The sequence below is a fragment of the Pseudomonas sp. MPFS genome (genome assembly GCF_022537035.1).
In the GTDB taxonomy this organism is placed as follows: domain Bacteria; phylum Pseudomonadota; class Gammaproteobacteria; order Pseudomonadales; family Pseudomonadaceae; genus Aquipseudomonas; species Aquipseudomonas sessilinigenes.
Window position 1 is genome coordinate 6,487,025 of the sequence record NZ_CP066123.1, and the last position, 20,210, is coordinate 6,507,234.

Here is a 20,210-nt window from a genome sequence, read left to right on the forward strand (position 1 = left end):
GATGCGCCGCCCGGTAGGGCGCGCCGTACGCTGGTGATCTTGATTCACCCGCCCCCTGGGAAGGCCGAGTGCAGGTGCTTATCAGGGGAATGGCGCGCAGCGCCCCTCGACGCAGTCGAGGACATCGCTGGAAGCGATGCCCCCTGAGAAGTGCCGGAACGAGGGAACCCGAGCGCAGCGAGTGGCCGGACGTGGGGGCAAGCGTTTTTGGTTACTTTTTTGGCGTTTGAAAAAAGTGACCCGCCGTAAGGGCGGAACCATAAGCAAGCCACCCCACCGCCAACGGATATGTACTCCATCCCCAGAGCACCTGGCCGGCTACCAGGCCGCCAAGCCCCAAGGCCGATCCTACAAAACTTGCAGAACCGTCTAGCTTGCCACCCACACCCCCTCCCCCCATGCTCCCCATTCGCCCAAACGGCGACCGGGTTTGGCGACCTGGAACTCAGCTACGAACAGATACGCTTGCACCGCTTATCTACGACGGAGCCTTCGCCATGACTCATCAATACATCCCCATCACCGGCATCGACTGCACCATCCCCTGCCTGTTCATCGACAAAACCGCCCCACTGGACGTCCTCCACGCCAACGGCACCACCCGCCTGCTGGCCATCACCCAGCTGTTCGAAAGCCTCTCGCGCACCGAGCTGAAACACGCCGACCACACCGACCTGCAACACATCGCCCACGTCGCCGCTATCCTCCTGCGCGACAGTTGCGACCTGCTAGGCGTGATGGGCTGGCGGCTCCAGGCCTGAACCGAATACGCTCCGCCCCCGACAGGGTGCGGAGCATCCTCATGGCGCAACGCCCTCCAACACCTGCCTCACCCCCAACAACAACAAAAAATGCCCCGGATACAACCAATAGGCCCACCGCCGCATCGCCGGCACCCACCCTCCACCACGCATCCCCCGCAATAGCCACATCCCCAGCCCCGGCGCCAGCAGGCAAGCGACCAACCCCCAACCCGCCACCAGGTTACCCAGGCGCGCCGCCGCAAACAGCACCTCCCACTGATTGCCCGCCAGGCACACCACCCCCGGCAGCACGGCGAAATACCAACGCCGGCGCAGCACCAACAGCAAGGCCAATGGCAGCAGCACCCCGAACGCACCGAACATCAGCCACCGCGAAAACCCCACCGCCAGCCCCAGGGCTACCACCCCCAAAACCAGGTCAAGACCACTACGCCGCTGCCAGCCCCGCGCCACCAGCAACCCCAGGGCCAGGGTCGGCAGCACGTTCAGGGTGTCGGGCTCGGGAACGAACAACCGGTAGGGAATTTCACTGAGCCCGCTGAAGGCCAGCAGCCAACCCAGGTAGCGCCACTGCCCGAGCCGCCGCGCAGCGCCAACGCGCCAAAGATTGGCCGCCATCGCCAGGCAGAACCAGGGAAACGCCAGGCGTCCGGGCACATACAGCCAGTCCAGCTCCAGGCCCACATAGCGCAAGTGGTCCAGGACCATGCTCAACAGCGCCAGCCACTTCAGCGCATCCAGTGCGCCGTCGCGGTTCGGGGGAACAGGGGTCAATATCGCGTCACGCATAAATCCTCATGTGCCATGCATTATTACGCGCTAACAGAGCGTGTGCGGGGCCGTTATTCTTGGGTAAAGTGCGCACCATAATCGACCACGGAACCCTCTCATACGGAAGCCGGCCATGACCGACAAGAGCCAACAATTCGCCAGCGACAACTACTCCGGTATCTGCCCTGAGGCCTGGGCCGCCATGGAACAGGCCAACCATGGCCACGACCGCGCCTACGGCGACGACCAGTGGACCGCCCGCGCGGCGGATCATTTCCGCCGCCTGTTCGAGACCGACTGCGAAGTGTTCTTCGCCTTCAACGGCACCGCCGCCAACTCCCTGGCCCTGTCGTCGCTGTGCCAGAGCTATCACAGCGTGATCTGCTCGGAAACCGCCCACGTCGAGACCGACGAATGCGGCGCCCCGGAATTTTTCTCCAACGGCTCCAAGCTGCTGATCGCCGGCACCGAGAACGGCAAGATCACCCCGGCCTCGATCCGCGAAGTGGCCCTCAAGCGCCAGGACATCCACTACCCCAAGCCCCGGGTCGTGACCCTGACCCAGGCCACCGAGGTCGGCAGCGTCTACACCCCGCAAGAAGTACGCGCCATCAGCGACACCTGCAAGGAACTGGGCCTGAACCTGCACATGGACGGCGCGCGGTTCTCCAACGCCTGCGCCTTCCTCGGCTGCTCGCCCGCAGAGCTGACCTGGAAGGCCGGGGTCGATGTGCTGTGCTTCGGCGGCACCAAGAACGGCATGGCAGTGGGTGAGGCGATCCTGTTCTTCAACCACAAGCTGGCCGAAGACTTCGACTACCGCTGCAAGCAGGCTGGCCAGCTGGCCTCGAAGATGCGCTTCCTCTCGGCGCCCTGGGTCGGCCTGCTGGAGAACGATGCCTGGCTCAAGTACGGCCACCACGCCAACCACTGCGCGCAACTGCTGGCCAAGCTGGTGGAAGACATCCCCGGCGTGGAACTGATGTTCCCGGTGCAGGCCAACGGCGTGTTCCTGCAACTCTCGGAGCCGGCCCTGGCCGCGCTGACCGCCCGGGGCTGGCGCTTCTACACCTTCATCGGCAAGGGCGGCGCGCGCTTCATGTGCTCCTGGGACACCGAGGAAGAGCGCGTGCGCGAGCTGGCGGCGGACATCCGCACCGTGATGAGCGCCTGAGCCACGCGCCTGGCGAGGCAGCCCGCGCCTCGCTAAAAAGCCGGCCCCTGCGCGGGGCCGGCCATCAGTTCACAAATTCCTGAACTGATTATTTGCCTTCACTGATTCAACATCCGCGTCCTATATCAGAGACTCCGGGGTCGTCCTATAAAAACAAAGGCACCGCCCCATGACGACCACCTCCTGCGCTACCGCGAAAGCCCCGCCTGCGTCCCTCAAGATCGAAACCCGCTCCATCGACTATGTGCCGCGCAACGAGCGCCACGGCAAGGTCTGGCACCAGGGCCCGTTCTGGTTCACCGGCAACTTCGTACTCACCACCATGGTCACCGGCTTCACCGGCGCGGCCCTGGGCCTGGCCCTGCAATACGCGATCCTGGCCATCGTCATCGGCGTCTGCCTGGGCACCTTCTGCATGGCCTTCCATGCCAACCAGGGGCCACGCATGGGCCTGCCGCAGATGATCCAGTCCCGCGCCCAGTTCGGCCTGCGCGGCGCCATCGTACCCTTCACCGCCGTGGTGTTCGTCTACATCGGCTTCAACGTGTTCAACGTGATCCTGGCCACCGACGCCATCAACACCGTGATCCCCGGCGCACGAGCGCCCTGGTACTCGCTGATGATCGCCATCGCGGTGCTGATCGCGGTGGTCGGCCACGACCTGCTGCACAGCGTGCAGCGCTGGCTGACCTACGTGATGATCAGCGTGTTCGCAGTGCTCACCGTCAGCGCCCTGATGACCCTGCAAGCCGACTCGGCGGTGGCCGATGCGCACTTTTCCTGGTCGGCATTCCTGATCCAGCTGTCGGCCGCCGCCGGCTACCAGATCAGCTATTCGGTGTACGTCTCCGACTACTCGCGCTACCTGCCGCACCAGACGCCGTCGCGCCAGGTGATCTTCTGGACCTACCTGGGCGCCGCCGGCTCGGCCCTGTGGCTGATGTCCCTGGGCGCGTTCCTGGCCTCGGCCCTGCCCTCGCCGGACGCCATCGCCAGCGTGCGCGACGTCGGCAACCGGTTGATCCCGGGCTTCGGCACCTTCACCGTGCTGATCGCGGTGCCGGCGCTGGTGGGCATCATGGCGGTCAACTGCTACGGCGCCATGCTCACCGGCATCAGCGCCATCGACGGCTTCAAGTCGATCAAGCCCGACCTCAAGAGCCGGGTCGCCGGAATCCTGCTGGTGGCGGCGGTGATCTTCCTGATCGCCCTGAACATTCCCGAGAGCTACCTGGGCAGCTTCAACACCTTCGTGCTGCTGATGCTGTACTTCCTGGTGCCCTGGACCGCCGTGAACCTGGCGGACTTCTACCTGGTACGCAAAGGCCACTACGCCATCAGCGACATCTTCAACCCCGCCGGCATCTACGGCCGCTGGTCCGCCGCCGGGCTCACCGCGTACTTCCTCGGCCTGCTGGCGATGGTGCCGTTCATGTCCCTGAGCTTCTACCAGGGCCCGCTGGCCCTGGCCCTGGGCGGCGCCGACATCGCCTTCGTGATCGGCCTGGCGGTGGCCGGGCTGATCTACTGGGCCCTGACCCGCAACCTGGACCTGGCCGCTGAAGAACGCGCCATCCAGGCCAGCGAACAAACCCTGGAAGGAGCGGCCCGATGAATACCCCGAGCACCTTGAAAGTAGCCTGCCAGCAACTGGCGCCACGCATCGGCGAGCTGGACTACAACCGCGAGCTCGGCGCCACGGCGATCCGCCAGGCCGCCGCCCGGGGCGCCCAGGTGGTGGTGCTGCCGGAGCTGGTGCAGAGCGGCTACCTGTTCCACGACCGGCAGGAGGCCCTGGCCCTCTCGGAGACCCTGGACGGCCCCACCCTTAGCCTGTGGAAGGCGTTGGCCGAAGAGCTGCAGGTGGTGATCGTCGGTGGCTTCTGCGAGCGCCTGGAGCAAGGCCAGGTGGCCAACAGCGCGGCCCTGGTCGAGCCGGAAGGGGCTGTCACCCTTTACCGCAAGGCCCACCTGTGGGATGGCGAGAACCTGATCTTCACCCCTGGCAACGAGCCACCGCCGGTGGTGGCCACGCGCTTTGGGCCGATCGCCGTGATGATCTGCTACGACCTGGAGTTTCCCGAGTGGGTGCGCCTGCCGGCCCTGGCCGGGGCGGCGCTGCTGTGCGCGCCGGTGAACTGGCCCAACGGGCCGCGACCGGCCGGCGAACGCCCGGCGGAGATGGTCCGGGTGCAGGCCAATGCGGCGGTCAACCGGATGTTCATCGCCGCCTGCGACCGCTGTGGCGAGGAACGTGGAGTGGATTGGGTCGGCGGCTCGACCATCGTCGACGCCGATGGCTATCCGCTGGCCGGCCGCGAGCGCCAAGCCAGTGCACAGTTGCTGCTGGCGGAGCTAGACCTGGGCCAGGCCTGGCACAAGTCCATCAGCGAGCACAACCATGTGCACCTGGACCGCCGCCCGGCGTTGTATTGAGCGCAAGACCTGGTTGCGAGAGCAAGCTGCCTGTGGCGAGGCAGCTTGCTCCCGCGCCACGAAAGCCGATCAGAACTCCACGCGCACATCGCCCTTGGGCACGCTGCAGCACGACAGGATGTAGCCTTCGGCTTCGTCTTCCTCGGTGATCCCGCCGTTGTGCTCCATTTCCACCTCGCCCCCCAGCTTGAGCACCTTGCAGGTGCCGCAGATGCCCATGCCGCAGGCCTTGGGGATCATCAGGCCAAGCTTGGCCGCCGCCGCGTGCACGGTCTCCCCCGGGGCCACGCGGATGCTCTTGCCCGAGGCGGTGAACTCCACCTGGTGCAGGTCGGCGGCATCCACCTCCGGTGCCTCGGCGGCCTGTTCGGCCTGCTCCACCGCATCGGCCCGGGCATCGGCCGGCGTCGCGCCGAACGACTCCTCGTGGTAGCGGGTCATGTCGAAGCCGGCGGCCTCCAGCAGGCGCTTGACCGCGTGCATGTAGGGCGTGGGACCGCAGCAGAACACCTCCCGCTCGAGGAAGTCCGGCGCCATCAGCTCCAGCATCTTGTGGTTGAGATAGCCGCGATAACCGGCCCAGGGCTCGCCCAGGCCGTGGCGTTCGCAGATCAGGTGCAGGCTGAAGTTGTCGATCCGCGAGGCCATGTGCTCCAGCTCGCGGTGGTAGATGATGTCCTTGGGCGAGCGGGCGCTGTGGATGAACACCATGTCGACATTGGCGTTGGTGTCGTAGAACCAGCGCGCCATGGACATCACCGGAGTGATGCCGACCCCGCCGCTGAGGTAGAGGATCTTAGGGTTGGGGAAGTCGATGGCGTTGAACAACCCCACCGGCCCGTGTACCGCCAGCTCCTGGCCCTCGTGAAGGGTGTCGTGCAGGTGGTTGGAGACCTTGCCGCCGGGCACGCGCTTGATGGTCACCGAGAAGCTGTAGGGCACCGACGGCGAACTGGAGATGGTGTAGGAGCGCATCACCGGCTGGCCTTCGATCTCCAGCTCCAGGGTGACGAACTGCCCCGGCTTGAAGAAGAACATGATCGGCTGGTCGGCCATGAAGCAGAAGGTCCGTACGTCCCAGGTTTCCTGGATGACTTTGACGCAACGGACGATGTGACGACCATTGGCCCAGGTCTGGGTGGTTACCGGGTTGAGGAAGGTGTTGGACATGCTGTTCTCCACGGCCGACTGTCGGCGTCTTGCCAGCGATTCTGCGTAAGGCGCCCAGGGCCTGTTTACCTATCCGCGACATTCACATGCTTATCGCGACCAGGCCCCGGCTACAGGGCCTACGGCGTCGGGAACAGATTGGGCCATGTCGCCCATGGATAAGGTTCGCGGCGCCTGCGGACCCACACTCGGCCCCACGACAACAGCTGCTTTTTTCGTGACTTGCGTAGCACCGACCGTAGCCACTCCCTAATACGCCGGCCGCACCGAACGGCCATGAGGACCTGAACGATGGACGTCACCACCCTGAGCCTGGGCGATCCACTGGAACCCGCACGCAAGGCCACCGCGCAGATGCTGCAGGAACGCGAGCGGACCTTCTCCCTGCCGCAACCCTTCTACTGCGACCAAAGGCTGTTCGAAATCGACATGCAGGAGATCTTCCACAAGGAATGGCTGATCGCCGGCATGACCTCGGAGATTCCCACCAAGGGCAACTTCATCACCCTGCAAATCGGCAAGAACCCGATCATCGTCATCCGCGGCGCCGACGGCGTGGTCCACGCCTTCCACAACGTCTGCCGGCACCGTGGCTCGCGCTTGTGCACCAGCGACAAGGGCAAGGTGGCCAAGCTGGTCTGCCCCTACCACCAGTGGACCTACGAAGTGGACGGCCGCCTGCTGTTCGCCGGCACCGAGATGGGCGCCGACTTCGACATGAAGCAGTACAGCCTCAAGCCGGTGCAGGTGAAGACCGCCGGTGGCTACATCTTCATCTCGCTGGCCGAGAACCCGCCGGCCATCGATGACTTCCTGGCGACCCTGGCCCACTACATGGAGCCCTACGACATGGAGAACACCAAGGTGGCGATTACCACCACCTTGATGGAAAAGGCCAACTGGAAACTGGTGCTGGAGAACAACCGCGAGTGCTACCACTGCAATGCCTCGCACCCGGAGTTGCTCAAAACCCTGCTGGAATGGGACGACGTCACCGACCCACGGGCCGACCAGGCCTTCAAGGACCACGTAGCCGCCTCCGCCGCTGCCTGGGAAGCCGAGAAGATCCCCTACGCCCACGCCAGCTTCGGCCTGCGCAACCGTATCGTGCGCATGCCGCTGCTCAAGGGCACCGTGTCCATGACCCTGGACGGCAAGCAGGGCTGCAAGAAGCTCATGGGCCGGATCAAGAACCCGGACCTGGGTTCGATGCGCATCCTGCACCTGCCCCATTCGTGGAACCACTGCATGGGCGACCACATCATCGTGTTCACGGTGTGGCCGATCAGTGCCCAGGAAACCATGGTCACCACCAAGTGGCTGGTGCACAAGGACGCCGTGGAAGGCGTGGACTACGACGTGGAGCGCATGCGCCAGGTGTGGGACGCCACCAACGACCAGGACCGGCGCCTGGCCGAGGAGAACCAGCGCGGCATCAACTCCACCGCCTACCAGCCCGGGCCCTACTCCAAGACCTACGAGTTCGGCGTAGTCAACTTCATCGACTGGTACAGCGAGCGCCTGCTCAACAACCTCGGCGCCGAACCGGCGCCCTACCTCAAGGGCGTACCGGTCACCGGCTGAACTGCACCCGAGCGCAGATCCTGACGGCCTGGCAAGCTTGGCAGCGGCTACATGAAACCCATCGGTAGCCGCTGCTGAGCACCAGTGAAGCTGCGCACGACCGCAACGCGGGCGCCAACCCGCGATGTCAGGCCTTGGGCTTGAGCTTGGGCCAAGGCACCCCACCCTTCTCGTTCACGAACTGCTCGGTGATCTGCGCCCCCAGCAGCCTCACCCGGGCATAACCGTTGAACACCCGTAACGGATAGTTGGCATCGCCGGCTCTCTGGGTTTCCGACCACAACACCCCGGGCGCGCCATCCAGCTCGCTGGCATCGCCATAGGGGATCGCCCCGTGGCCGACGCAACGCCCATTCATCACCCCCATGCCCTGGGGATCGGTCTTGGGCGCGTAGAAAATACCGTTGTGCAGGTGCCCCCAGTACCAATAGTCCGGCACGCGATTGCCCAGGGCCTTGCACACCTGGCCGTACAGCGCGGTCGGGGTCTTGCCGGTGATGTCCAGGCCCTGGTGATGGCTGAGCAGGATGATCTTGCGGCCCTGGCCGTGGCTGGCCATCAGGTCGCTGAGCCATTGTTCCTGGACGGCATTGAGGTTGCCGTCCATGTACAGCTGCATCTCATCGGAGGCGTAGGCGCTGTCCAGGCCGATGATCAGCCAGTGGGTGTTGAACAGGGCGAAGTAGCTGGTGTTCTGCTGGTCCGGGAACAGCGTCTGGATCTCGTCGAAGTAGCCATGGGCGCCGCTGTACATCTCATGGTTGGAGTTGAGACTGAACGAGGCCTTGCTGCCCATGGGCCAGGACGCCAGGTTGTTTCTCTCGTCGCTGTCGGTACCGGCGTAGTACACATCGCCCAGGTGGATGGTCACGTGCGGCTGGTCCGCAGTGATCAGGTCGGCCACCCGCTGCGCCGCCGACTGGGGCTCGAAGTAGCCGGTGCCCCAATCCCCGGCCAGGTCCAGCAGGACCTCATCGGGGATCTGCAGCAACGCCGGGGTGGTGCCGAAGGTGGCGTGGTCGCGCAGGTTCTCGATCCAGGCCACCAGGGCTTCGCTCCACTTCAGGTCCAGCAGTTCCCACTTGCGACAGCCCAGCAGGCTGCCGTCCTTGAGCACCTGGGTCGCCAGCTGGTCCACCGATTGCGGCAGGGGCTGGGCCGTGCCCAGGTGCAGCACCGACATGCCATGGGCCAGCTCCCAGGGCACCGGGGGCTGGCCCGGCGGCAAGTCGCCGTGGGCGATGGCGTATTGCGCCTGGTCGTGGGCGCGCTGTACCAGGTCGAGAATGGCTTGCAGCTCCTTGGGCTCGAGTTGGTTGCGCAGATTCTTCCAGGCCAGGTCGAACCGGGCGATCAGGCCATCGACCCGGGCTTTCACCCGGCCGAACTCCTCCTCCACACTACTTGCCAGTGACATAGCGGTATCCCTCCTGATAGTCCTGCGGCGGCACGGGTTGCTCGCCTCACAGGGTCTTCATGTATTCGATCAACTGCCCTTTCTGCTGCTCGGAAAGCGGCGTGCCGGGAGGCTCAACCCAGGGCGGTCTTCTCCAGGTGCGCGAGGATCAGCGGGTACACATCCACTACCGCGTTCTGGCCGAAGATGCAGTCGATATGCCCGTAGCCCGGCACCACATGCCGACTGAACAGCTCGGGGCCATGCAGTTGGCACAGGCGCTCGTAGGTCTTCTGGGTACTCAGCGGCAGGTAGCACTGGTTGTCGGCGCCGCTGATGAAGCAGATCGGCAGCTTCAGCCGATCGAAATGCGGCATGTAGACGTCCTGTCCCTTGAAGTCCACCAGGTGGCCCTTGCGGCAGATCAGCGCCAGGTGCTCGAAGGTCTGGATATTGGACTCGCCGAACAGCTCGTGCAGGTTGTCGTGCAGGTTCTGGTTGAGGGTGTCGTGACGATACAACGAGGCGTACATGAAGGTGATGCGATGGCACACCGGGTTGGTGCAATAGCCCTGGGCCTCGATCCGCGCATAACCGTTGAGCGCCTTGTCGTAGAGCTTGTTGAACCAGCTTTCCTTGCTGTCGGCATAGGCCGTCAGCGACTTGATGCCGATGGCGTCGAGCATGCCCGGCAAGTGCAACCCGGCCTTGATCCCGGTGGCGGTGGCCACCACGGTGTCGGCGGCGATCTGCGAGCAGACCACCGAGCGCACATGCTCCAGGCCCGCCAACAGCGACATGAAGAAGGTGGTGGCGCCATAGCAGTGCACCACGCATTGCACGTCCCGGGCGCCGGTGGCCTGGCGAACCTGGGCGATGGCGGCCTTGAAGTCGTAGGCGGCGATCTGGTCGCCATTGCATTCCTGCTTGCTGGCCGGCAACAGGATGCTGACCCGGAAATCCAGGAGCCAGACGTCATAGCCGTACTTGCACAGGTACTCCAGCAAGTTGGTCTGGATGGTGTCGGTGGAGAAGATGTTGGAACCCACGCCCAGGCCATGGACCAGCATCACCGGGCCCTTGCCGCCGGCCCGGTAGCGGGTCAGGCGCAGTTGCACGCGGTCTTCGGTCTCGAAGAACTGCACGCTCGGCACCGGCGCGGCCAGCGGCCGCTTGACCCGCGGCGGAGCGTCGGGATTGAAGTAGATATCGCCGGCGAACACCCCACCGTAGCTTTCCCAGAGAATCCCGGCGAAGAACTGGCCGAAACGCGCCAGGGCCTCGATGCGCTCACGCTCGTTGCGGGCGTTGAGCACCTTCATGGTGGTCATCTGCCGGGCGAAATCCGCAGGCTGGATGTGCATCACTCCCGAGCCCAGCACCGGCCCATTCTTGTCCTGGCCCCGGTACAGGGTCACGTAGAGGGTGCTGGTATCGGGCCAGATGTTCAGCACACCGTGGTCCTCGGGCACGGTCTTGAAGGCGCTGAAGTAGTAGTCGCTGCCGTCCTCGGCGCAAAGGCGCATGTCGTAGTTCATGTGCCGCACGCCCACTTGCTGCTGGTATTGCTCGAACAGGTTGAACACCCCATGGCTGGCCACCAAAGGCTGAGGCGACAGCATCGGCGCCTCCAGGGTGCCCACCAGGGTCGCGGCGTGCTCGGGCTCCTTGATCATCCGGTTGAGATCGGCCGCGGTGATGGTCAGGGTGAACTCGATGGACGAGTTCTGTTCTTCGCCGCGCTTGGCCGCTGCTTGATAGAGCGCCAGGTCGGTGCCCTGGGGCTGGGTGAAGGCCGTGGAGAAGAAACCCTTCATGGTCTCGGTGAACTGCACGCCCAGGGTCGGCGCCGCAGCCGGCTTGCCAGGGGCCGAGGGCAGGCGGTAGTCGATCTTCCAGCCGCGATCCTCGGCCAGCAGTTGCATGGTGCGCTCGCTCACCGCCGAGATGGTCAGCAGTGGATTGACCGCCAGGGAGGTAGGGATCACCGCGCCATCGGCCACATAGAGCCCGGGATAGACATCGGTGCCCTGGGTGCCGCTGAACACCTGGCCCTTGTGGTTGACCACGCCCTGGCCCGCGTCCTCGCCCATCACGCAGCCGCCCAGGGGATGGACCGAGACGATGCTGTGCTTGAGCAGCTTGGTCCAGATCGGGTTCTCCACCCAGACCCCGCCCAGGGCCCGGGTACTCTGGTGCAGGCGCTCGTTGCCCAGCACCACGTTGGGTTGCTCGCCCACCCCCGGCCAGTCGATGCGCAACTGGTCCTGGGCGTCCAGCAGCATGCGCCCGCGACCGTTGTCGTGGCTCATGATCAGGTAGGTCTGCATGTTGTGCAGGGCGCCATGGTAGGGCCCGCGCAGGAAGCTTTCGGCCTCGCGTTCCTTGTAGCCCAGCTTGCCGCTCAAGCTGTTGTCGGTGGCCTGGCCCAGGGTGCTGGCGAACAGCGCCATGCTCGGCACCATGGCCTGGCCAAGGGCGCCGGGGATCGAGCCCTCCTCGATGACCATGCGGCTGGTGCGGTCGCCTTCGGTGCGCATGTCGATCACCGAGGTGATGCATGGGCCCACGGGTTTCAACTCGCTGGCCGGATGAGTGCCGAAGCCGATGCCGTTGATCGGTTGCTCGCAGTTGTGGCCAAAACCGAGGATGTCGCCGTTGCCGCTCATGTGCTCGCCCAACTGGGCCGAAGTGGCCAGGCCCTTGGCCCGCGAACGCAGGAGGATCTCGGTGGAACCCAGGGTACCGGCGGACAGCACGACGATATCGGCCTTGACGAACAGGGTCGGCGCCGAGAACTTCTCGCGACCGCTGTCCAGGTACTGGAAGTGCACGATCCAGCCGTCGCCGTCGCGCTCCAGGTGGCGCACCTGGGCCTGGCAGAAAATCTCGGCGCCGTGGTTGCAGGCGTCGGGCAGATAGTTCATCAAGGTGGTGTTCTTGGCCTTGTTGTTACAGCCCGAGACGCAGTCGCCGCATTGGTTGCAGGGCAGTTGCTCGACCCCGACATGGTTGAGGTTGTTGGGCAGCTTGTCGAAGGTCACGTTGATCGGCGGCTTGTAGAAATGCGCGCCCTGCTTGAGGTAGTCCGCGGACTTGCGGTGGGCCTTGAGCTTGTCCAGGGCCGGCGCCGAATCGGGATAGGGATTGGGCTTGAGCATCTCCCGGGCCAGGGCAAAGCCCTGCTTGAGCAAAGTATCGCGGTGGTCGCGCACCGCCTGGGGCCAGCGTGGGTCGTCGAACACCCCGGGCTCGGGCTCCAGGGCGACGTTGGCGTTGATCAGCGAGGTGCCGCCCAAACCGCAACCCACTACCACGTTCTGCTGGGCGTTGACGTGCAGGTCGAACAGGCCGGTGCGCGAACCGATATGCCCATCGGGATCGTGCACCTGCAATTCCTCGGTGGCGCTGACCAGGGTGTTGGGAAACTCCCCGGGGCGAATCTCCCGCCCACGCTCCAGCAGGCACACCCGGCGCCCGGCCCGGGACAACCGCGAAGCGGCGATGCCGCCGCCATAGCCGGAGCCGATGACGACGACGTCGTAGTGTTCCTGGATCTCGCTGATGGGGGTGGCGATCCGAGTCATGGCGGGGTTCCTCTCAGGCAGATGGGGCGACTCTCATGGCCGCTTCCTTCAGGTGAAGCCGATCACGCAGGCAGCCGCACGGGCCGGCCGCTGCGCCAGAAACGCAAACCGTGGAAATCAGGGTCGGGATCGAACAGCCGCTGCGGCTATAGGCGTGCGCGCTGGTTGACGGCACGGCGGCGGGTGCGCCGGGGGAAGGTCCCGCGGCTGGAAGCCTGTGATGAACGACAATCCATTGCCTGCGCTCCCTGGACCGGATGTGGATAAGTGACGAACCAGTCCCAGTGGAATCAGTCAAGTCAGGCCGCTTACCACTGTCAAGGCGGACATTAGAACTGTATGAAATTTGATCTATTGCCGTACACGCTATGAATTACAAGGCCTGTAGCGGTTGGCGAACAACTTATCCACATCTTGGCCCACAGCAATTGTGGGCAAGTGCACTGGGGATGGGGATATTACCCCGGGGATTCCCAGGAAAATCCGCGGGTTAGGCAAAAACAGCCGTTTGACGCGCGCTTGATCAATTATTGAACAAAACCCTGAAAGCCTTGCTACACATGGCCTACAGCGCGAGGCGAACACCTTATCCACAGATCGGCCAACAGACTTTGGGGGCAACTGCAGCCGCTACCCGCGGTTTCTGTGGAAAAGCCCTCCAGGCCAGGAAAATTCCGCCTTGCAAGCGCCCGGACAGCGCCAGAAGCAAGATTTGGGTGTTTTTTGATCAGATCTCGCCAAGCCTTGTCCTGCAAGGGCTACAGCCCTGAGCGAACATCTTATCCACAAAAGCGCCAACAGACTTTGGGGGCAACTGCTGTGCACAACTGCCCCCTTGAGGAGTTCGACACCGCGGAAAAAAGCCAGGAAAAACCACAAGTTAGCCTGATCAAATTTCGTACAGATGGCTACAGGCCTTGTTCTGCATGGGTTGGAGCAAGGCGCGAACATCTTATCCACAGAGCCGCGCACAGGGATTGTGAGTAACCGTGCAAACAGGACTGCAAGCCAGGCTCCCGCAGGAGCAGTCGGTCGACGCTCGATTGCTCGCGATAGCACTAGTACGACGGGGGCGGCTCTAGCGGAGCACCCCCTCCTCCACCAACAACTTGAAGATGGCCTCGGCCCCGGCTTGCGCGCTGACGTCCTTGAGCACCTGGCCGGTGCCGCCGCTGGCCTTGGCGGTGGCGGCCTTCATGCGGTCGGCGCCGCTCTTGGCCTTGATCACCTTCAAGCGCTTGGGCCGTGGCCTGGCCGGCTGCAGGCTGGCGCCGGTGAACAGCTCGTCCTCCACCACCATGACCTGGTCGGCGCGCAACACCCCGCGCCGTGCCGGGCCATAGGCACTCTGGCGAGGCTTGGGCGCGGCGTTATCCACAGTGGCCAGGAACGGCAGGCGCACCTTGAGCCGGCGCCGCTGGCCCCGGGGCAAGGCTTGCAGCACATGGGCCACGCCATCTTCCAGGGATTCCACCTCGGCCAGCCCCACCACCAGCGGCCAACCCAGGTTCTCGGCCAGCAGGAACGGCAGCATGCCCGAGCCTTCGCCGGTTTCCGCCTGGCTGCCGGTCAACACCACCTGGGCCCCGGCATGGCGCAGGTACTGGGCCAAGGCTGGCAAGGCATCGGCGCCGGCTGGCTGCTCCAGCACATGCAGTTGCTCCAGGCCCATGCCCAGGTAGGCGCGCAGGGCCGGCTCGGCGGCATCGCCGGCGTGCAGCACCTGCAGTTGTCCACCGGCCAGTTGCAGGCCCAGTTCCACGGCCCGGGCGTCCTGTTCGGCACGCCGTGGCCGACCGGAGGTCGGATGCGCGCCGATGGAGACCAGGCTGATTACATGACTGTTCATGAGTGCTCCCTCAAGCTGCATCGCGCTTGGCGGCGCTGCGGTAGGCTTCGACGGCGGCGATCAGCGCCTCGAGGATCGCGGCGCTGTCGCCGATCACCGCCAGGTCGGCGCGCTTGATCATGTCGCAGCCCGGGTCCATGTTGATCGCCACCACCTTGTCGCAGGCACCGATGCCCTGCAGGTGCTGGATCGCTCCGGAGATCCCCACCGCCACGTAGACCCGCGCGGTCACCCAGGTGCCGGTGGCGCCCACCTGGCGGTCGCGGGGCATGAAGCCGTCGTCCACCGCCACCCGCGAGGCGCCCTCGGTGGCCCCCAGGGCCTGGGCCGCGCGATGGAACAGCGCCCAGTCCTTGACCCCGTTGCCCCCGGACAGGATGAACTCGGCCTCGGCCATGGGAATCGCCGCCGGGTCCACCGCCACCGCGCCCAGATCCTCGATTCGTGCCAGGCTGCGGGCCACGCTTGTGGATAACTCCACCGGCAAGGCTTCGTGGCGGGTTTCGCTGACCGGCTCGGCACATTCGGCCGCCGCCAGGATCAGCCGTGGCAGAGGCCGTGCCAGATCCTCCAGGCCCGCACCGGCGCGGCCGATGCATTGCCCTTCCTTGACCTGCCAGACCCGGGTCGCCGGGCGTTCGCCCAGGGCCGCGGCAAAGCGCCGACCCAATTCGCCACCGCCGCTGCGGCTGTCGGGCAGCAGCCAATGGCGCGGGCTGAACTGGTTATCCACAGCCCGCAGGCCCTGGACCCGCTGCTCCGGTGCATAACCGTCGAACTCGCTGCCCGGCAGCACCAGCAGACGGTCGACCCCCGCCGTGGCGAAATTCGATTCCTTGTGCTCGCCGAACACCACCGCCAGCACCGCGCCGTCCTGGCCGGCCAGTTGCCGGGCCAGGCCCAGCAAGTCGCGGTCGTGGCTGCTCAGGCGACCACCGACCATGTCCGGCACCACGTTGATGTAGAACGTTGGCTGCGCCAGCTGGTGCAGCGGCAATTGCACCTCGACCGCCGCCGTGCGCTTGTGGCTGCTGCCACCTTGCTGGGCGCCGCTGCGATCGATGCGCTTGAGCCCGTTGGGACCGACAAAGCCCATGCCGTGGGGGTTCTTGCGCACCAGGCCATTGGGGCCCATCCAGCTGTGCTGCGCCGGTTGCATGGCCGCATGCAGCGGGTGCAGGCGGTTGCGGGCGATCCATTCGGCGCGGGGATCGCGGCGGATAATCTCGCTCATCAGTGCACCTCCGCAGGTTCGGCTTTCACCACTGGCGCCTTGCTCGGGGCCGCGCTTTCCAACAGGGCCTCGGCCACCAGTTCGGCGATGTCCTTGATCATCGGTCGGGGCTCCACCACCCCTTCGAGCATTGCCGTGCATTGCGGACAACCCACCGCCACCAGCTCGGCGCCGGTCTCGCGGATGTCTTCCATGCGCATGTCGGGAATCCGCTGCTTGCCGGGAATGTCGGTGATCGGCGCACCACCGCCACCGCCACAGCAGCGGGAGCGGAACCCTGCGCGCTGCATTTCCTTGACCTCGATCCCCAGGGCGCGCAGCACCTGGCGCGGGGCTTCGTACTCACCGTTGTAGCGGCCCAGGTAGCAGGGGTCGTGATAGGTCACGCTGCCACCCTTGTGCCGGCCAAGATCGAGTTGGCCGGCGGCGATCAGCTCGGCGATGTAGGTGCTGTGGTGCTGCACCTGGTAGTCACCGCCCAGGGCGCCGTATTCGTTTTTCAGCACATGGAAGCTGTGGGGATCGCAGGTGACGATGCGCTGGAACCGGTACTTGGCCAGGGTCTGGATATTGCGCCGGGCCAGTTGCTGGAAGGTCGCCTCGTCACCCAGGCGCCGGGCCACGTCGCCACTGTCGCGTTCTTCCAGGCCAAGCACGGCGAAATCCACGCCCGCGGCCTTCAGCACCTTGACGAAGGCCCGCAGGGTACGCTGGTTGCGCATGTCGAAGGCGCCGTCGCCGACCCAGAACAGCACCTCGGTGCTCTTCACTTCAGGCAGCAGCTTGAGGTTGAGGTCGGCCGCCCAGTTCATTCGTCCGCCGGGGTTGAAGCCGCCCGGGTTGTCGGTGGCGATCAGGTTCTCCAGCACCTCGGCGCCCTTGTTCGGCGTGGCGCCTTTTTCCAGGGTCAGGTGGCGGCGCATGTCGACGATGGCATCGACGTGCTCGATCATCATCGGGCATTCCTCGACGCAGGCCCGGCAGGTGGTGCACGACCACAGAGTCTCGGCATCCACCAGGGCCTTGCCCTGCAGCGCGACGATCGGCAGGTGCGGGCCGCCGTGGTGTTCGCCCAGCGGCTGACCGCGACCGTCGAGGGACGGATAGGGGCTGCCGGCGAAGTGGGCATCGCTGCCACCGGCCAGGCCGACGACCATGTCCTGGATCAGCTTCTTGGGGTTCAGCGGCTGGCCGGCGGCGAAGGCCGGGCAAGCCGCCTCGCACTTGCCGCACTGCACGCAGGCATCGAAGCCCAGCAGCTGGTTCCAGGTGAAGTCCACGGGTTTTTCCACACCCAGGGGCGCGCTGGGGTCTTCCAGGTCCAGCGGCTTGAGGCCGGTGGAGCGGCCGCCGCCGAAGCGTTCGGCACGGCGGTGCCAGGCCAGGTGCAGGGCACCGGCGAAGGCGTGTTTCATCGGTCCGCCCCAGGTCATGCCGAGGAACAGCTCCGACACGCCCCAGAGCACGCCCAGCGCGAGGATCGCCGCCAGCAGCCAGCCACCGAACTGCTCCGGGAGGATCCCGGCCACCGGCAGGGTCACCAGGAAGAAGCTCGCGGAAAACGCCAGCAGGCTCTTGGGCAGGCGCATCCACGGGCCCTTGGACAAGCGCGACGGCGGATTGCGCCTGCGTCGGTAGACGAAGATCGCCCCCACGAACATCAGCGCCGACATCAACAGCAAGGCATAGGCCAGCACGCGGTTGTGCAGGCCGAAGCCGTGTACCAGCAGCGCCAGGACGATGGACGCCACCGCGCCACCGGCGGTGGCCACGTGGGTGTTGGCGATGTACTTGTCGCGGGCCACCACATGGTGCAGGTCCACCATGTAGCGCCGGGGCATGGCCAGCAGGCCGCCGACCAGGTCGACCTTGGAGGCTCGCCCCCGGCGCCACATGGCCGCGCGCCGCAACGCGCCGAGGACCGCCAGGCCCAGGGCAGCGAACAGCAGGATGGGAAGAAGGGTATTCAACATCACAGTCACCTTAAGGTCAGCTGCAAGCGGCTAGCTTCAAGCGGCAAGAAAAAACAAGGCTGAGCATTCGCTCTCACTGGCCGCTCAAAACCTGCAACGGCGGCTAAAAGTCCTTACAGAACGCCAGGGGCAAGCGACAAGCAAAAGCACTGCCGAACACCTGCTTCAACTTGCCGCTTGCAGCTTGAAACTTGTCGCTGCCGTCAAAAGTCCTTGCACAGGCGCAGGGCGTCGTAGATCGCGGCATGGGTGTTGCGCTGGGACACGCAATCGCCGATGCGGAACAGCAGGTAGCCGTCGCCCGCTTCGCCCAGGCAAGGCTGCGGCTTGATCGCGAACAGCGCCTCGACGTCGATCTGGCCCTTGTTGCGCGAGCCGTCCTTGAGCCCGTAGTACAGCGCTTCGTCGGGACGTACGCCGTTCTCCACCACCACCTGGTCCACCACCCGCTCCTCGCGGGCGCCGGTGTATTCGTTCTCCAGTACCGCCACCAGCTTGTCGCCCTCGCGGTAGACCTTCTCCAGGGTCAGGTCCCCGGTCATGATCACTTCCTTGGGGTACAGGCTGCGGTAGTAGGTGGGGAACGAGGTGCCGCCGATGGCGATGCCGGGCTTGATGTCATCGGTGACGATCTCCACCTGCGAGCCCTTGTCGGCCAGGTAGTCGGCGACCGACATCCCGGTGAATTCGCAGATGGTGTCGTACACCAGCACGTTCTTGCCCGGGGCGACCCGGCCATCGAGGATGTCCCAGCTGCTGACCACCAACCCTTCGGCGGCGCCCCAGTGTTCGTTCTGCTCGATGAACGGATGGCCGCCCACCGCCAGCACCACCACGTCGGGACGCAGGTCGAGGATGGTCGCCGCGTCCGCCGCGGTGCCCAGGCGCAGGTCGACCTTCAGCCGCGCCAGCTCCAGTTGGTACCAGCGGGTGATGCCGGCGATCTGGTCGCGCTGCGGAGCCTTGGAGGCGGTGGTGATCTGTCCGCCGATCGCCTCTTTCTTCTCGAACAGGGTCACGTCGTGGCCGCGCTCGGCCGCCACCCGGGCAGCCTCCATGCCCGCAGGACCAGCGCCGACTACCACCACCTTGCGCTTGGCGCCGGTGGTCTTCTCGATGATGTGCGGCACGCCCATGTATTCACGGGAAGTGGCGGCGTTCTGGATGCACAGCACGTCCAGGCCCTGGTACTGGCGGTCGATGCAGTAGTTGGCACCGACGCACTGCTTGATCTGGTCGATCTGGCCCATCTTGATCTTGGCGATCAGGTGCGGGTCAGCCATGTGCGCGCGGGTCATGCCGACCATGTCGACGTAGCCGCCCTCGAGGATGCGCGTGGCCTGGTTCGGGTCCTTGATGTTCTGTGCGTGCAGCACCGGGACCTTGACCACTTCCTTGATGCCTGCCGCCAGGTGCAGGAACGGCTCCGGCGGGAAGCTCATGTTGGGGATAACGTTGGCCAGGGTGTTGTGGGTGTCGCAACCGGAACCGACCACGCCGAGGAAGTCGAGCATGCCGGTGTCGTCGTAGTACTTGGCGATCTGCTTCATGTCCTCGTGGGACAGGCCATCGGGATGGAATTCGTCGCCGCAGATGCGCATGCCGACGCAGAAATCGTCGCCGACCTCGGCGCGCACCGCCTTGAGCACCTCCAGGCCGAAGCGCATGCGCTTCTCGAAGGTGCCGCCCCATTCGTCGGTCCGCTTGTTGACCCGCGGGCTCCAGAACTGGTCGATCATGTGCTGGTGCACCGCCGACAGCTCCACGCCGTCCAGGCCACCTTCCTTGGCGCGACGGGCGGCTTGGGCGTAGTTGCCGATCACCCGCCAGATTTCTTCCACCTCGATGGTCTTGCAGGTGGCGCGGTGCACCGGCTCACGGACCCCGGACGGCGACATCAGGGTCGGCCAGTTGAAGCCATCCCAGCGCGAGCGCCGGCCCATGTGGGTAATCTGGATCATGATCTTGGCGCCGTGCTTGTGCATGGCGTCGGAGAGGTTCTGGAAGTGCGGGATGATGCGGTCGGTGGACAGGTTCACCGAGCTCCACCATTCCTGGGGACTGTCGATGGCCACCACCGAGGAGCCGCCGCAAATCGCCAGGCCGATGCCGCCCTTGGCCTTTTCCTCGTAGTACTTCACGTAGCGCTCGGTGGTCATGCCGCCGTCGGTGGCGTAGACCTCGGCGTGGGCGGTACTGAGCACACGGTTGCGGATGGTCAGTTTGCCGATCTGGATCGGCTGGAACATCGCTTCGAAAGCCATTGTCTTGA

13 protein-coding genes are annotated in these 20,210 nt (G+C 65.2%); 5 read left to right on the forward strand and 8 right to left on the reverse strand.

Features of this window, described 5'->3' with window-relative positions; all coding sequences use genetic code 11:
• Positions 1-497: 497 nt before the first annotated feature.
• Positions 498-761: a hypothetical protein gene (locus I9018_RS29855; RefSeq protein ID WP_053134083.1), complete on the forward strand. Its 264-nt coding sequence runs from the start codon at positions 498-500 to the stop codon at positions 759-761.
• 39 nt (positions 762-800) lie between these two features.
• Here I9018_RS29855 and I9018_RS29860 read toward each other — a convergent pair whose 3' ends face one another.
• Positions 801-1,553, reverse strand: coding sequence for a TraX family protein (locus I9018_RS29860; RefSeq protein WP_241108192.1), 753 nt, complete (start codon positions 1,551-1,553; stop codon positions 801-803).
• Positions 1,554-1,668: 115 nt separating this feature from the next.
• Here I9018_RS29860 and I9018_RS29865 point away from each other — a divergent pair, with 115 nt between their 5' ends.
• The 3 genes from I9018_RS29865 to I9018_RS29875 all read left to right on the forward strand — a co-directional run bounded on the left by I9018_RS29865 (position 1,669) and on the right by I9018_RS29875 (position 5,145).
• On the forward strand, positions 1,669-2,709 hold the full coding sequence (locus I9018_RS29865) for a low specificity L-threonine aldolase (protein ID WP_068583155.1): 1,041 nt from the start codon (positions 1,669-1,671) through the stop codon (positions 2,707-2,709).
• Positions 2,710-2,878: 169 nt separating this feature from the next.
• Complete coding sequence (locus I9018_RS29870; protein ID WP_124347204.1) at positions 2,879-4,324, forward strand: cytosine permease; 1,446 nt, start codon at positions 2,879-2,881, stop codon at positions 4,322-4,324.
• Positions 4,321-5,145 (forward strand): nitrilase-related carbon-nitrogen hydrolase, encoded by an 825-nt coding sequence (locus I9018_RS29875; protein WP_068583149.1) that lies wholly within the window; start codon positions 4,321-4,323, stop codon positions 5,143-5,145. Before I9018_RS29870 ends, I9018_RS29875 begins: the two co-directional genes overlap by 4 nt.
• Positions 5,146-5,214: 69 nt before the next feature.
• Here the strand turns inward: I9018_RS29875 and gbcB are convergent, their stop codons facing one another.
• A complete protein-coding gene (gene gbcB / locus I9018_RS29880) occupies positions 5,215-6,315 on the reverse strand; it encodes a glycine-betaine demethylase subunit GbcB (protein WP_022641507.1) in 1,101 nt (366 codons plus the stop codon).
• Positions 6,316-6,606: 291 nt separating this feature from the next.
• Here gbcB and gbcA point away from each other — a divergent pair, with 291 nt between their 5' ends.
• Positions 6,607-7,899: a glycine-betaine demethylase subunit GbcA gene (gene gbcA, locus I9018_RS29885; protein ID WP_022641508.1), complete on the forward strand. Its 1,293-nt coding sequence runs from the start codon at positions 6,607-6,609 to the stop codon at positions 7,897-7,899.
• A gap of 127 nt (positions 7,900-8,026) precedes the next feature.
• On the opposite strand, the gene I9018_RS29890 is transcribed toward gbcA, so the two are convergent.
• From I9018_RS29890 to dgcA, 6 genes are all read right to left on the reverse strand, one after another.
• Positions 8,027-9,316, reverse strand: a complete 1,290-nt coding sequence (locus I9018_RS29890; protein ID WP_241108193.1) for a metallophosphoesterase — start codon at positions 9,314-9,316, stop codon at positions 8,027-8,029.
• Between the two features lie 113 nt (positions 9,317-9,429).
• Positions 9,430-12,882 carry an alpha/beta fold hydrolase gene (locus I9018_RS29895; RefSeq protein WP_241108194.1) on the reverse strand — a complete coding sequence of 1,151 codons (3,453 nt, stop codon included), beginning with the start codon at positions 12,880-12,882 and terminating at the stop codon, positions 9,430-9,432.
• A 1,078-nt stretch (positions 12,883-13,960) separates the two neighbouring features.
• Positions 13,961-14,731, reverse strand: a complete 771-nt coding sequence (locus I9018_RS29900; protein ID WP_068583137.1) for an electron transfer flavoprotein subunit beta — start codon at positions 14,729-14,731, stop codon at positions 13,961-13,963.
• 10 nt (positions 14,732-14,741) lie between these two features.
• Complete coding sequence (locus I9018_RS29905) at positions 14,742-15,965, reverse strand: electron transfer flavoprotein subunit alpha/FixB family protein (protein ID WP_068583133.1); 1,224 nt, start codon at positions 15,963-15,965, stop codon at positions 14,742-14,744.
• Entirely contained in the window at positions 15,965-17,938 is a 1,974-nt protein-coding gene (gene dgcB, locus I9018_RS29910) for a dimethylglycine demethylation protein DgcB (RefSeq protein ID WP_068583130.1), read from the reverse strand. The genes I9018_RS29905 and dgcB overlap by 1 nt, the downstream gene beginning before the upstream one ends.
• Before the next feature lie 203 nt (positions 17,939-18,141).
• Positions 18,142-20,202: a dimethylglycine demethylation protein DgcA gene (gene dgcA / locus I9018_RS29915; RefSeq protein ID WP_068583127.1), complete on the reverse strand. Its 2,061-nt coding sequence runs from the start codon at positions 20,200-20,202 to the stop codon at positions 18,142-18,144.
• Between the last annotated feature and the right edge of the window lie 8 nt (positions 20,203-20,210).